General features: G+C 65.0%; 16 protein-coding genes. 12 read left to right on the forward strand and 4 right to left on the reverse strand.

Going from position 1 to position 12,820, the window contains the following annotated elements:
* Positions 1–371: 371 nt before the first annotated feature.
* The 8 genes from ffh to ACQR1W_RS09730 all read left to right on the forward strand — a co-directional run bounded on the left by ffh (position 372) and on the right by ACQR1W_RS09730 (position 7,917).
* Complete coding sequence (gene ffh / locus ACQR1W_RS09695; protein ID WP_434850592.1) at positions 372–1,937, forward strand: signal recognition particle protein; 1,566 nt, start codon at positions 372–374, stop codon at positions 1,935–1,937.
* 115 nt (positions 1,938–2,052) lie between these two features.
* A complete protein-coding gene (gene rpsP, locus ACQR1W_RS09700) occupies positions 2,053–2,385 on the forward strand; it encodes a 30S ribosomal protein S16 (RefSeq protein ID WP_008973394.1) in 333 nt (110 codons plus the stop codon).
* Between the two features lie 125 nt (positions 2,386–2,510).
* Positions 2,511–3,098 carry a ribosome maturation factor RimM gene (rimM, locus tag ACQR1W_RS09705; protein WP_434850593.1) on the forward strand — a complete coding sequence of 196 codons (588 nt, stop codon included), beginning with the start codon at positions 2,511–2,513 and terminating at the stop codon, positions 3,096–3,098.
* 182 nt (positions 3,099–3,280) lie between these two features.
* Positions 3,281–4,363 carry a zinc-binding dehydrogenase gene (locus ACQR1W_RS09710; protein WP_434850594.1) on the forward strand — a complete coding sequence of 361 codons (1,083 nt, stop codon included), beginning with the start codon at positions 3,281–3,283 and terminating at the stop codon, positions 4,361–4,363.
* Between the two features lie 10 nt (positions 4,364–4,373).
* Positions 4,374–5,159, forward strand: coding sequence for a tRNA (guanosine(37)-N1)-methyltransferase TrmD (gene trmD, locus ACQR1W_RS09715; protein ID WP_434850595.1), 786 nt, complete (start codon positions 4,374–4,376; stop codon positions 5,157–5,159).
* Positions 5,160–5,266: 107 nt separating this feature from the next.
* Positions 5,267–5,647: a 50S ribosomal protein L19 gene (rplS, locus tag ACQR1W_RS09720; RefSeq protein WP_008973398.1), complete on the forward strand. Its 381-nt coding sequence runs from the start codon at positions 5,267–5,269 to the stop codon at positions 5,645–5,647.
* Between the two features lie 466 nt (positions 5,648–6,113).
* Complete coding sequence (gene leuC, locus ACQR1W_RS09725; RefSeq protein ID WP_434850596.1) at positions 6,114–7,520, forward strand: 3-isopropylmalate dehydratase large subunit; 1,407 nt, start codon at positions 6,114–6,116, stop codon at positions 7,518–7,520.
* A 181-nt stretch (positions 7,521–7,701) separates the two neighbouring features.
* On the forward strand, positions 7,702–7,917 hold the full coding sequence (locus tag ACQR1W_RS09730) for a hypothetical protein (protein WP_008973370.1): 216 nt from the start codon (positions 7,702–7,704) through the stop codon (positions 7,915–7,917).
* A 116-nt stretch (positions 7,918–8,033) separates the two neighbouring features.
* Here the strand turns inward: ACQR1W_RS09730 and ACQR1W_RS09735 are convergent, their stop codons facing one another.
* From ACQR1W_RS09735 to ACQR1W_RS09750, 4 genes are all read right to left on the reverse strand, one after another.
* On the reverse strand, positions 8,034–8,699 hold the full coding sequence (locus tag ACQR1W_RS09735; protein WP_434850597.1) for a hypothetical protein: 666 nt from the start codon (positions 8,697–8,699) through the stop codon (positions 8,034–8,036).
* Between the two features lie 295 nt (positions 8,700–8,994).
* Positions 8,995–9,264, reverse strand: coding sequence for a hypothetical protein (locus ACQR1W_RS09740; RefSeq protein WP_434850598.1), 270 nt, complete (start codon positions 9,262–9,264; stop codon positions 8,995–8,997).
* A 93-nt stretch (positions 9,265–9,357) separates the two neighbouring features.
* Positions 9,358–9,585 carry a hypothetical protein gene (locus ACQR1W_RS09745; protein WP_434850599.1) on the reverse strand — a complete coding sequence of 76 codons (228 nt, stop codon included), beginning with the start codon at positions 9,583–9,585 and terminating at the stop codon, positions 9,358–9,360.
* Positions 9,586–9,851: 266 nt separating this feature from the next.
* Positions 9,852–10,178, reverse strand: coding sequence for a hypothetical protein (locus tag ACQR1W_RS09750; RefSeq protein WP_008973365.1), 327 nt, complete (start codon positions 10,176–10,178; stop codon positions 9,852–9,854).
* 131 nt (positions 10,179–10,309) lie between these two features.
* Between ACQR1W_RS09750 and ACQR1W_RS09755 the strand changes: the two genes are divergently transcribed.
* The 4 genes from ACQR1W_RS09755 (at position 10,310) to ACQR1W_RS09770 (ending at position 12,795) form a co-directional block, all read left to right on the forward strand.
* Positions 10,310–10,708: a metallopeptidase family protein gene (locus ACQR1W_RS09755; protein WP_434850600.1), complete on the forward strand. Its 399-nt coding sequence runs from the start codon at positions 10,310–10,312 to the stop codon at positions 10,706–10,708.
* A gap of 122 nt (positions 10,709–10,830) precedes the next feature.
* Complete coding sequence (gene leuD / locus ACQR1W_RS09760; RefSeq protein ID WP_035983517.1) at positions 10,831–11,436, forward strand: 3-isopropylmalate dehydratase small subunit; 606 nt, start codon at positions 10,831–10,833, stop codon at positions 11,434–11,436.
* 73 nt (positions 11,437–11,509) lie between these two features.
* Complete coding sequence (locus ACQR1W_RS09765; RefSeq protein WP_434850601.1) at positions 11,510–12,316, forward strand: hypothetical protein; 807 nt, start codon at positions 11,510–11,512, stop codon at positions 12,314–12,316.
* Between the two features lie 62 nt (positions 12,317–12,378).
* Positions 12,379–12,795 (forward strand): DUF6455 family protein, encoded by a 417-nt coding sequence (locus ACQR1W_RS09770; protein WP_008973361.1) that lies wholly within the window; start codon positions 12,379–12,381, stop codon positions 12,793–12,795.
* Positions 12,796–12,820 lie beyond the last annotated feature (25 nt).

The raw sequence follows: 12,820 nt of genomic DNA on the forward strand, positions 1-12,820 counted from the left end.
CGCCGCTCCCGGTCCGGCAATGTCGGGCCGGGGCGCAAGTTTCCTTGACTTTTCGCCGGCTTGAGGGTTTAAGGCGGCCTCTTTATCGGAAAGTCTCATCTTTTCGAGCCACCGACTGGTCCTGGAGACCGGAGGTCAACGCCCGACAGCGCTGTGCGCCCTCGGGCGCGAAAGTGTTTGGACGATCGGGTTTCGGCATTATCTGCCGAAATATAAATGGTCGTCATGCCCCGCGTAGGCGGGGCATCCAGTACGCCGCAGCGCCTCGGATCAAGCCGCGCTGCTTCGGAATACTGGATCACCCGCCTTCGCGGGTGATGACGGTCGAGACATTCAAGCGCCTGCGCTGAGCAGGACAAAGGACGAAGCAAGTGTTCGACAATCTGTCGGAAAGGCTTGGCGGCATTCTCGATCGGCTGACGGGGCGTGGCTCCCTGTCGGAGGCCGACGTCGATGCCGCGATGCGCGAAGTCCGCCGGGCGCTGCTTGAGGCCGACGTCGCGCTCGAAGTTGTCAGAAGCTTCACGGACCGCGTGCGCGAGCAGGCGATCGGCGCCACCGTCGTCAAGTCGGTCACCCCCGGCCAGATGGTGGTCAAGATCGTCCATGACGAGCTGGTGAACACGCTCGGCGCGGACGGCCAGACCATCGACCTCAACTCCGTGCCGCCGGTGCCGATCATGATGGTCGGCCTGCAGGGCTCCGGTAAGACCACGACGACGGCCAAGCTCGCCCGCCGCATGACCCAGCGCGACAAGCGCAAGGTGCTGATGGCCTCGCTCGACGTCTACCGTCCCGCCGCGATGGAACAGCTCGCCGTGCTCGGCCGCGACCTCGAGGTCGCGACGCTCCCGATCGTCGAGGGCCAGAAGCCGGCGCAGATCGCCCGCCGCGCGCTGGAAGCCGGCAAGCTCGGCGGCTACGACGTGGTGCTGCTCGACACCGCCGGCCGCACCACGCTCGACGAAGAGATGATGAAGGAGGCGGCCGAGATCAAAGCGGTCGCCAATCCGCATGAGGTGCTGCTGGTCGCGGACTCCCTGACCGGCCAGGACGCGGTCAATCTGGCGCGCGCGTTCGATAGTCGCGTGGGCCTGACCGGCATCGTGCTGACGCGGGTGGACGGCGATGGCCGCGGCGGCGCCGCGCTGTCGATGCGCGCGGTCACCGGCAAGCCGATCAAGCTGATCGGCACCGGCGAGAAGACCGATGCGCTGGAGGACTTCTATCCCTCCCGTATTGCCGGCCGCATCCTCGGCATGGGCGACATCGTCTCGCTGGTCGAGAAGGCCGCAGCCAATATCGACGCCGAAAAGGCCGCTCGCGCCGCCGAGAAGATGCGCAAGGGTCAGTTCGACCTCAATGACATGCGCGAACAGCTCCAGCAGATGTCGCAGATGGGCGGCATCAGCGGATTGATGGGCATGATGCCCGGCATCGCCAAGATGAAGAACCAGATCGCGGCTGCCGGCATCGACGACAAGATCATCAAGCGCCAGGTCGCGATCATCGACTCGATGACGCGCGAGGAGCGCAAGCATCCGGACCTGCTGAAGGCCAGCCGCAAGAAGCGCATCGCCGCCGGCTCCGGCCAGAATGTCGAGCAGGTCAACAAGCTCTTGAAGATGCACCGGAACATGGCCGACATGATGAAGGCCATGAGCTCCGGCAAGCGCGGGCCTTTGGCCGGCATCGCGCAGGCGATGGGCTTCGGCGGCGGCATGCCGACGCCGTCGCCCGAGCAATTGAAGGCGCTTGCCGAGAAGATGCCGGGCGGCCTGCCGGCAGGCGGCCTGCCGGCAGGCGGATTGCCGAATCTGCCGAAGGATTTGCCCGCCGGTCTGCGCGGTGGACTGCCCAATCTGCCGGGCCTCACCGGTCTGTCCGGCAAGCCGATGCTGCCCGGCCTCGGCCTCCCTCCGGGGAAGAAGAAATGAGGATCCGCTCCTCTCTCCGTTCGTCATTCCGGGATGCGACGAAGTCGCGAGCCCCGGAATGACGTCCTCACTCAACGCGTAAACCAATCGACCAAACGACACTCAGGAGACCCTTATGTCAGTCGTCATTCGCCTCGCGCGCGCCGGTACCAAGAAGCGCCCAGTCTATCACGTCGTCGTCGCCGACTCGCGCTTTCCGCGCGACGGCCGCTTCATCGAGCGCCTCGGCCATTTCAATCCGCTGATGCCGAAGGACAACGAGGCGCGGCTGAAGCTCGACATGGAGAAGACGAAGAGCTGGCTCGCCAAGGGCGCCCAGCCGTCGGATCGCGTGGCGCGTTTCCTCGATGCCGCCGGCGTCAAGAAGCGCGAAGCGCGCAACAACCCGGAAAAGGCCGTGCCGCGCAAGGAGCGCAAGGCGCAGGCCGAAGCCGCCGCCAAGGGCTAAGTCGCCTTGAACAGCACGGCCTCACGCTTCAAGGTGCACGGTTTGCGCCGTGCTCCTCGGCATGAGGATTTCGCGCCTCGTTCTGAGGCCCCGCGGAGCGGCGTCGCGAAGGACGAGGCCCGCTAATGTCCCAGAAGATCTGCGTCGCCAGGATCGGCGCCGCGCATGGCGTGCGCGGCGAGGTTCGCTTATGGACCTTCACCGAGGATCCGCTCGCCGTCCTGCATTATGGTCCGCTGACCACCAAGGATGGCGGCCGCAGCTACGAAGTGGCGAAGGCGCGCGAGGCGAAAGATCATCTGGTCGCAACGATCAAAGGCGTCACCGACCGCAATGCGGCCGAACGGCTCAACGGCCTTGAGCTCTATGTGCCGCGCGACCGGCTGCCCGAGACCGACGACGACGAATATTATCACGCCGACCTGATCGGACTGGCCGCGGAGACCACCGCCGGCGAACCGCTCGGCCGCGTCATCGCGATCCATAATTTCGGCGCCGGCGATATCATCGAGATCGCGCCACCGTCGGGCAGCACGATCATGCTGCCGTTCTCCAACGCCGTGGTGCCGACCGTCGACATCGCAGGCGGTCGCGTCCTGATCGAGCTGCCGGCGGAGATCGAAGGCGATGAACGCGATGACGATCGTGATCAGGGAATTGAATCCACCTCCACTCCCACCGCGGGTCGTCCCCGCGAAAGCGGGGACCCATAACCACAGGATTTCGTTTTGCGAAGGCTGGAGCGACAGTTCGCCTTTGCCACATGAGCCGGTGGATCTGGGTCCCAGCTCGCGCGGAGCCTGTCATCGGGCCGCGCATTCGCGCGGACCCGTTGGCTTGGCCGGGACGACATCGGAGCTATAATCCGCGCTGACGGTGAAATCGGAGCACGCGCATGACGACGCACAAAGCCTGGCGCCTGCACGCCCCGAATGATCTTCGCCTTGACGAGGTGGAGACGCCGCCCCCCGCCGCGGACGGCGTGATCGTCCGCATCGAAGCCGCCATGGTGCTCTCCTACACCAACAAGGTGGTCGCAGGCGCGCTGCCCTACGCCTTGCCGCCGATGCCGTTCGTGCCCGGCACCAATGCGATCGCGCGCGTGATTGCCGCGGGCGACACTATCAGCCATGTCAGCGCAGGCGACCGCGTGTTCCTGAGCCCGCATCTGCGCGCCGATGTGCCGGACCCCGAGCCGCCGCAGATCCTGATCGGCCTGACCAGCATGGGCAACTCCGAGGCCGCGCTCGGTTTGCAGGCGCGCTGGCGCGACGGCGTGTTTGCGGAGATCGCGCATTGGCCCGCGGCCTGCGCCACGCCGCTCGGCGGCCTCGATGACCGTCCGGCGACGGAACTGATCGGCCTCGCCAAGCTGATCGTGCCGTTCGGCGGGCTGCAGCGGCTGAACTTGCGCGGCGGCGAGAGCGTGATCATCAATGGCGCCTCCGGCTATTTCGGCTCCGGCGCAGTGCTGCTCGCGGTCGCGATGGGCGCCGGCCGGGTCATCACCGTGGGGCGCAAGCGCGAGGCGCTGGAGCGATTGACCGAAGCTTTTGGCGCGCGCGTGGTCCCTGCGGTCGTCGCCGGCGACGATGCCGCGAAAGATGCGGCGATCATCCGCCATGCCGCAGGTGGCGGCGCCGATGTCGCGCTCGACCTGCTCGGCCAGGCCAAGAGCACCTCCACCACGCTGGCGACATTGCGCGCGCTCAAGCGCGGCGGGCGCCTGGTGCTGATGGGCAGCGCCACGGTGCCGCTCGAATTATCGTTCGGCGAGATGCTGGCGAATGATTGGGAGGTGGTCGGCCAGTTCATGTACGAGCGGACCGCCCCCGGCAAACTGGCATCGCTCGCCCGCGAAGGCCTGCTTGACCTCGGCAAGATTGTCGTCACCACCTTTCCGCTCGCCGATTTCCCGCGCGCCATCGCGGCAGCGGCGATGATGCAGGGGCTCGATCTCACCGCGCTCGTGCCGTAACAGATCCGGCATGACCGAAGCTCCGACGCCTTCAAAGGCTCCTCTGAACGCCCCTTGGCGCGCCACCGTCCTGACCCTGTTTCCGGACATGTTTCCGGGGCCACTGGGTGTCAGCCTGGCCGGGCGCGCGCTCACCGCAGGCCTTTGGACGCTGGAGGCGCGCGACATCCGCGCATCCGCCACCGACAAGCATCGCAGCGTTGACGACACCCCGGCCGGCGGCGGGCCCGGCATGGTGCTGCGCGCCGACGTGCTGGCCGCAGCAATCGATGCTGCCGCCATCGCGCCCGACCGCCCGCGGCTTCTGATGAGCCCGCGCGGCCGGCCGCTGACCCAGGCGCTGGTCCAGGACCTTGCCGCCGGCCCTGGCCCGCTGATCATCTGTGGCCGCTTCGAGGGGATCGACCAGCGCGTCATCGAAGCCCGCGAGTTGATAGAGGTCTCGATCGGCGACTACGTGCTTTCGGGCGGCGAGATCGCGGCGCTGGCCCTGATCGACGCCTGCGTGCGGCTGCTGCCCGGCGTGATGGGCAAACTGGAATCCGGCACCGACGAGAGCTTCTCCGACGGCCTACTGGAATACCCACAATATACCCGACCGCAGTTGTTCGAGGGCCGGCCGATCCCGGACATCCTGCTCTCGGGCGATCACGCCAAGGTGGCGGCGTGGCGGCGCGCCGCCGCCGAGGAACTGACGCGCGCAAGGCGTCCCGACCTCTGGGCCAGCAGATCCGAGGAGCGACACGAACAAAACGGGACCGGCCAAAAAACGCCAAAAAACACGACAGACGGGTGACAAGCGCTCGGCTTTGCCTTATAGGAGCGCTCAATTCCGCAAGTGACGGCAGGAACAAGCGCAGCCCGCGGGTAGCAGCTGGGCGCGCCGCCGATGGAGATTTACCCGTGAACCTGATCCAGCAGCTCGAAAAAGAGCAGTACGACAAGCTGTCCGCCACCAAGGACATTCCGGATTTCGGACCTGGCGACACCGTGATCGTGAACGTCAAGGTTGTCGAAGGCGATCGCACCCGCGTGCAGGCCTATGAAGGCGTCTGCATCGGCCGCTCCGGCGGCGGCATCAATGAGAGCTTCACGGTGCGCAAGATCTCCTATGGTGAGGGCGTGGAGCGCGTGTTCCCGATCCTGTCGCCGATGATCGACTCGATCAAGGTCGTGCGCCGCGGCAAGGTGCGCCGCGCCAAGCTGTATTACCTGCGCAGCCTGCGCGGCAAGTCGGCCCGCATCGTCGAGAAGCAGGACCGCCAGACCGCCGTCAACGAGTAAGCGCGGCAACATCGGTTGTGAGAAAGCGCGGGCATGTCCCGCGCTTTTTTGTTTTCAAACACCGTCATTCCGGGGCAGCCCCGAAGGGCCTGAACCCAGAATCCTGATATGGCTCGATCACTTCGAGATTCCGGGTTCGCTCGCTGACGCAAGCGCCCCGGAATGACGGCGAAGAGACGGCGCATCGCTTGGCTCACGCAAACGCATCTCGCACTCCGCGCCGTGCGTGCTATATATCTTCCTCAAATGGTTCTAAATCGCTCTCATATGGCTTGCCGCCGCGTCGTGATCGACGACCGCAGCCGGCTGCCCGGGCGCTTCTTCGGACGGTTCGCGACATCAGCGACCTCGGAGCTTACGCGCGCGCTGTAAGCCGCAGCGCCGATCTCCTTTGTTCCTTTTCCCGCGCGTCACACGCGCGTCCCTCGTTCAAGCCATTCAAGCCTTAGCCCGGGAGCACCTGCTCATGTCCAAACCCACCACGCTGTACGACAAGATCTGGAACGATCATCTGGTGCACGAAGCCGAGGACGGCACCTGCCTGCTCTATATCGACCGCCACCTGGTGCATGAGGTGACCTCGCCGCAGGCCTTCGAAGGGCTGCGCGCGACCGGCCGCAAGGTGCACGCGCCGGAGAAGACGCTCGCGGTGGTCGATCACAACGTGCCGACCACCGATCGGACCAAGCCGAACCCCGACCCTGAAAGCATCGAGCAGATCAAGGCGCTGGCCGAGAACGCCAAGGAATTCGGCATCGAATATTACAACGAGTTCGACCGTCGCCAGGGCATCGTCCACGTGATCGGCCCCGAGCAGGGCTTCACATTGCCGGGAACCACGATCGTCTGCGGCGACAGCCACACCTCGACGCATGGCGCGTTCGGCGCGCTGGCGCATGGCATCGGCACCTCCGAGGTCGAGCACGTGCTGGCGACCCAGACCTTGATCCAGAAGAAGGCCAAGAACATGCGCGTCACGGTCGACGGCCAGCTGCCGGAGGGCGTGACGGGCAAGGACATCATCCTCGCCATCATCGGCGAAATCGGCACCGCGGGCGGCACCGGCTACGTGCTGGAATATGCCGGCGACGCTATCCGCGCGCTGTCGATGGAAGGCCGCATGACTGTGTGCAACATGTCGATCGAAGGTGGCGCGCGCGCCGGCCTGGTCGCGCCCGATCAGAAGGCGTTCGACTTCCTGCGCGATCGTCCGAAGGCGCCGAAGGGCGCAGCCTGGGATGCGGCGATGCGCTATTGGGAGAAGCTGCGCTCCGACGAGGGCGCGCATTTCGACCATGAGATCCGGCTGGATGCCGCCAAGCTGCCGCCGATCGTGACCTGGGGCACTTCGCCGGAAGACGTGATCTCGGTGACCGGCATCGTGCCTGATCCCGACAAGATCGCGGACGAAGCCAAGCGGCTGTCGAAGCATCGCGCGCTGAAATATATGGGCCTCGCGGCCGGCACGAAGATCACCGATATCAAGCTCGACCGCGTCTTCATCGGCTCCTGCACCAACGGCCGCATCGAGGATCTGCGCGCAGCCGCCAAGATCGCCGAAGGCAAGACGGTCAGCGCCCACGTCAATGCGATGGTCGTGCCGGGCTCCGGCATCGTGAAGGAGCAGGCTGAAGCCGAGGGGCTCGACAAGATCTTCATCAAGGCCGGCTTCGAATGGCGTGAGCCCGGCTGCTCGATGTGCCTTGCCATGAACCCGGACAAGCTGAAGCCGGAAGAGCGCTGCGCCTCGACCTCGAACCGCAATTTCGAAGGACGCCAGGGCTTCAAGGGCCGCACCCATCTGGTGTCGCCTGCGATGGCAGCGGCGGCCGCGATCGCCGGCCATTTCGTCGACGTCAGGGATTGGCGCTAACAGCTATCTTTGTTGCAGCACGACACCCGGCAAAATTTGCCGGCAATCGAGCGCGGTGGCCAGACCCGGACACCGCGTTTTCGTATCGGCTCAATCCGACGGGCTTCCGCAAGGACTCCTTAAAGATCCGCACGCACAGTACGCCATCAAGCATGACGCCGCGTCTGGCGAGGAGCGTGCAATGGCCAACAAGCCGGAATTCGTCGATCTCGTTCGCGACGCAACCCGTCAGCGCCGGCGTACGCAGCCGCGCAAGATCATCGCCAAGCCCGAAGTGGCCAAGGAAGAGAAGCGGCTCTCCAACTGGCCGCCGGGACGGTTTGCGAAGTGGCGGCTGCAGACGCTAGTGCCGTGGAAGCTGTCGGTGAAGAACTGGCAGTTCAAGGATTGGCTCTGAGGCGCACCGCGCCCCATCAGCAATATCACCTGGCGATCAAGATAAAAGGGCGCCGCAGCGGCGCCCTTGTTGTTCGACCCATTGATCCCGTCGGCTGCGATCCGATCGGTCGCGCGTCACCAATAGCGCCAGTGGCGGTGATGACGATGATGCCAGTGGTGCCACCTGTGCCAGTGGCGATAATGGCAGACGCGGCGTGGGCCGTAATAGGTCCAGATGACCCGGCAGCGACGGTAGGGATAGTAGTAGCCGGTGTCGTAGGGGTAGTAGTAGCCGCCGAAGAAATGCCGGCGATGATGATGGAAGTACGGCCGGTAGGCGAAGTGGCGATGATAACCGCCATAGCGGATGCCGCCGCCATGAAACACCGGCCCACCATGAAATCCGCCGCCGTGAAATCCGCCGGCGCGGAAACCTCCGCCATGGAAGACCGCACCGCCGCCATGAAAAGCCGGCCCGCCGTGAAAACCACCACCGTGGAAAGCGGGGCCTCCGCCACCATGGAAGCCACCACCGCCGCCACGGAAGCCGCCGGCTCCGCCGTGGAAACCTCCACCTCCACCGCCGCCGTGGAAGCCGCCACCACCGCCACCACCTCCGGGCCCGCGAACTTGAATGGCGGGCGCATCGGCCGGCTCAGGCGAAGCTGGTCGCGCGCCGGGACTGATCAACGACATCGCCTGTGTTGGACGATCAGGCACCGCAGCAAGCGCGAGCACCGCGGCTGCAGCAAAGCTGAGGCGGCGAACCAGGCCACCTCCCGGATCTCTTGTCCTCATCATTGTCACTTCTCCCTGAGTGCTTCTCACGCAACGGAGAGCGTCGCCCGCATCGCGTCCCCGTTGGTCGAATAGAGTCGCCCCGAACATTAACGTAGTGATAGCGACGTGAATGCGGCATGAACGCTACACGCGACGCGTGTAGTTGCGCGCCGCTGCCGAGCAAAGCTCCGGCTATCCTGACGATGCTGCCCGCAACTGATAATGATGCGCAGCGCCTGTGATGCGACGCAATCACGCAGCTGATGCGAAGAAACTGCGGCTTGCCGATGTCGCGGCTGCCGTCACGCGCAGGCAGCTACCATGGCTTCCAGCCATAGACGAAGAACGGCGGAAATGGGCCGAGCGGTGCCGGCGCATAGAGGACCGGCCTGCCGCAATAGCGCAGCTGATCAGCGGGACGATGTGCGATGCGATGGGCATGATGACTGCGCGCGCCAACATCCGTCACAGCCTTGTGCCGTGCAACGCGCGCAATCTCCGCAGCAGCGCTCGTCGACCACAGTGTGGTCGATATCGCGACCAGGAGTGCGGCGCGTACCAGCGCGAGACCGATTGCGGTGCTCATAGCGGATCCTCTCTGCTCATCGCCTACAGATGACAACAGGCCCGGCAAACGGGCCTGTTGCATTCAGCGACCGGACCGCGCCGCGTCAGCCTATCACCAGTGACGGCGATGCCAATGGTGCCAGCGGCGATGCGGATGCCAGTGACGACGCCAGTGGTGGTGATGCCAGCGAACTTCAGTCGTCGGCGCGGCCGTACCCTGCTGCACAGCTGCAGCAGCGCCAGGATTGAGCAATGACAGCGCCTGCGCGCGCTCGGCGGGCACAGCCATCGCCAACATCGCGCCAACCGCCGCAACGCCCAAAAGCTTCGTCACAGTCATGAAGGTCTCCTTCGATCGCCTGACAGGTCACGCCGAGCGCCGCACAGCCGACTGAAGGTCGGATGACCGCGACGCGACGCAGATCAGGATCTCGAACGAGCGACGTGAAGAGTGTGAAAGATCCGCGCCGGAGAGCAGAATGCGCGCGCGACACGGCAGTTCCGCCCCGGCGCGCAACAAACTTCGCACTGTGTCGTGGCCGACACGAATGACGGGGCATTGCATTGGCCGGCAGTGAACCGGCTGAGCGAGCAGGTCAGGAACCCTTAGCCCCGCCGCCAGTAGCAGCTCATATGCGGCACGATCACGGTGCCGCTGGGCCTGAATTCCTGCACATAGTGGGCGTTACAGACTCGCACGGCATTCGGACCGGGATCGTAGTGTGGCACCACATCCGGCTGCCAATGCTCTTCCTCGCGCGGATAGATCGGGATGCGCCTTGAGCGCCGCTGGGCGGACAACTCAGTGCTCGCTCCGTCCCTTGAAACACCTGCATGGGTGCCGGCAGTGGACGGATCCGCCTGTGCCGTCGCGGACACGAGCGCCACGCCCATCAACGCGGTCCCGATCAAGGCCACCGTCATCCGCATCATCGCATCCGCCCCCACCGAAAATCGCCGTTTGACCGTCTCCGTTTTCGCACGCCGCGTCAACCGCCGCCGGCGGGCGAAAAGGTCATAATTCTCAAGATGCGCAGTCATCAAACCCGCGCTACAAGGCGGTAATGTGGACGGAGCTGAAGGCCCCCTCGCTCGCCGAGATCGAAGTCATCGCGCAGGGCGTCTTCGCGCGCCTGCCCGACCGCTTTCGCGCGCTGTGCGAGGGTATCGTCATCCAGATCGACGACTTCCCGACCGAGGAGGTGCTGGATGAGATGGAGGCCGACAGCGAGTTCGACCTGCTCGGCCTGTTCCAAGGCACCGGTTTGCCGTTCCGCAGCACTGACGACTTGCCGCGGCTGCCGAACATGATCTGGCTCTACCGCCGGCCGATCCTGGATTATTGGGCCGAGCACGATGAAACCCTCGGCCACATCATCCGCCATGTGCTGATCCACGAGATCGGCCACCATTTCGGGCTGTCGGACGATGATATGGCGGCGATCGAAGCCAAAGCCGACTGATCCGAGGCCGGTTGATCCCGGCCGATCGATCATGGCGGGCTGAAACGGAAGGCATTTTCCCTTTATCGTCAGGGCCAATCGCGCTACATCAGCGGCCTGCCCCACATTCGGAAGGTGCAATGATGGATAAATTCACCACGCTGGAAGGCGTCGCGGCGCCCTTGAAGATCATCAATGTCGATACCGACATGATCATTCCCAAGCAGTACCTGAAGACCATCAAGCGCACCGGCCTCGGCAAGGGCCTCTTTTCCGAACAGCGCTACAAGGACGACGGCAGCGAGAACCCGGACTTCGTGCTCAATCAGCCGGCCTATCGCAATTCCAAGATCCTGGTGGCCGGCGACAATTTCGGCTGCGGCTCGAGCCGAGAGCACGCGCCCTGGGCGCTGCTCGATTTCGGCATCCGCTGCGTGATCTCGACCTCGTTCGGCGACATCTTCTACAACAACTGCTTCAAGAACGGCATTCTGCCGATCCGCGTCTCGCAGGCCGATCTCGACAAGCTGTTCGACGACGCCGAACGCGGCGCCAATGCGACGCTCACCATTGACCTGGCAAAGCAGGAAATCCGCGGGCCCGACGGCGGCACCGTCAAGTTCGAGATCGACCCGTTCCGCAAGCACTGCCTGCTCAACGGCCTCGACGACATCGGGCTCACGATGGAGAAGAAGGCGGCGATCGACAGCTACGAGTCCAAGCTGAAGGCCGAGCGCGCCTGGGCGTGATCCACTTCGTCCGTGATAGCTTTGGGCCCTGGACGGTCGTCCGGGGCCTTTCGTTCGAGAGCGACCAACGCCAGTGACGCACGCCTTACCTGATATCGTCACCTTCTGGCGCGGGCCGCTCGACCAGCTGCGGCAGACCTGTCTGCGCTCGCAGCTTGCCGCAGGCCACAAGGTCACGGTCTACAGTTTCGATCCGCTGCCTGGATTGCCTGACGGCGTCGGCAATGCCGATGCGGAGGCGGTGCTGCCCTATTGCTTTTCCGAGCGGCTCCGCCCGCCGCAGCCCGACGGAAGCTGGCGGGACTGGACCACGCTGCAGTTCAGCGACTTCTTCCGCATCAGGCTGATGGCGCAAGGCGCTGGTGTCTGGCTGGATGCGGATGTCTTGCTGCTGCAGCCGATCCGGATCGATCCCACCAAGCCTTATTTCGCCTGGGAGCGGGGTCGCCAGATCGGGAATTCGGTGATCTATCTGCCGCCGGCTGACCCGATCGTGGCGGAGTTCGAAGCGCTCATGCAGCAGGACGAGCTCACGCCGAACTGGCTGTCGCTGTCGCACCGGGTGACCTTTGGCTTGCAGCGCCTGCGCGGCGGCTCGAAACGGCTGTCCGACATCCGCGTCGCCGTCTACGGCCCGGCGGCGCTGACCGCGCTCGCCCGCCGGCACGACCGGCTCCAGCACGTGTTGCCGAAGAAATCGTTCTACGCGGTTCACGCCGAGCCGAAGGCGTTTTTCGACCGCTCGGACTTCTCAGGGATCGTGAGCGACCCTGATATCATCGGCTTGCATATTTCTCCCAAGGGGCGCGGCGCCCTGCCGCCAGTCCCCGGAAGCCTGTATGGCTGGGCTGCAGAGCGCTTCGGACCATCAGCTCCTTGATCTGCCGCAACGTCCCGTTGCCGCCGCGATGCTTGATTGGCACCACTGATCGGAGGTGCCGCATGACCACGCAGACCAGACCATATCCCAGGGTGCAGTCCTTGATCGATATGTTCGCGCAATGGCTGAAGCATCGGCGTGAGCTCAGCGAGATCCGCCAGATGGACCGCGAGGACTTCGAGCGCATCGCGGCGGACCTGCAGGTGTCGCCGGGCGATCTCGACGAACTGGTTCAGCACGGCGAACACGCCGCCGACGAGCTGCCGCGGATGCTCAACGCCCTCGGCATCGACGAAGCCGCACTCGCCCGCACCGAGCCGATGGTTCTGCGCGATATGGAGCGCGTCTGCGCCCTCTGCCGCGACAAGCCACGCTGCCACCGTGACCTCGCGGCGGGCACCGCCGGCGCGCACTATGAAGACTATTGTCTCAACGCGCCGACGATCGACCGGCTCGGCAGCGACATCAAGCACGCCTGACACCATCCGTCGATCGCATGACATC

This window comes from Bradyrhizobium sp. HKCCYLS1011 (genome assembly GCF_051167795.1).
Taxonomy (GTDB): Bacteria; Pseudomonadota; Alphaproteobacteria; order Rhizobiales; family Xanthobacteraceae; genus Bradyrhizobium.

Bases quoted from the DNA above. Each gene is read 5' to 3' on its own strand.
- ACQR1W_RS09710 (WP_434850594.1), top strand. From the start codon at position 3,281: ATGACGACGCACAAAGCCTGGCGCCTGCACGCCCCGAATGATCTTCGC.
- ACQR1W_RS09770 (WP_008973361.1), top strand. From the start codon at position 12,379: ATGACCACGCAGACCAGACCATATCCCAGGGTGCAGTCCTTGATCGAT.
- ACQR1W_RS09730 (WP_008973370.1), top strand. From the start codon at position 7,702: ATGGCCAACAAGCCGGAATTCGTCGATCTCGTTCGCGACGCAACCCGT.
- leuC (WP_434850596.1), top strand. From the start codon at position 6,114: ATGTCCAAACCCACCACGCTGTACGACAAGATCTGGAACGATCATCTG.
- ACQR1W_RS09745 (WP_434850599.1), bottom strand. From the start codon at position 9,585: ATGACTGTGACGAAGCTTTTGGGCGTTGCGGCGGTTGGCGCGATGTTG.
- rimM (WP_434850593.1), top strand. From the start codon at position 2,511: ATGTCCCAGAAGATCTGCGTCGCCAGGATCGGCGCCGCGCATGGCGTG.
- trmD (WP_434850595.1), top strand. From the start codon at position 4,374: ATGACCGAAGCTCCGACGCCTTCAAAGGCTCCTCTGAACGCCCCTTGG.
- leuD (WP_035983517.1), top strand. From the start codon at position 10,831: ATGGATAAATTCACCACGCTGGAAGGCGTCGCGGCGCCCTTGAAGATC.
- ACQR1W_RS09740 (WP_434850598.1), bottom strand. From the start codon at position 9,264: ATGAGCACCGCAATCGGTCTCGCGCTGGTACGCGCCGCACTCCTGGTC.
- ACQR1W_RS09750 (WP_008973365.1), bottom strand. From the start codon at position 10,178: ATGATGCGGATGACGGTGGCCTTGATCGGGACCGCGTTGATGGGCGTG.
- ACQR1W_RS09735 (WP_434850597.1), bottom strand. From the start codon at position 8,699: ATGATGAGGACAAGAGATCCGGGAGGTGGCCTGGTTCGCCGCCTCAGC.
- ACQR1W_RS09755 (WP_434850600.1), top strand. From the start codon at position 10,310: ATGTGGACGGAGCTGAAGGCCCCCTCGCTCGCCGAGATCGAAGTCATC.
- rpsP (WP_008973394.1), top strand. From the start codon at position 2,053: ATGTCAGTCGTCATTCGCCTCGCGCGCGCCGGTACCAAGAAGCGCCCA.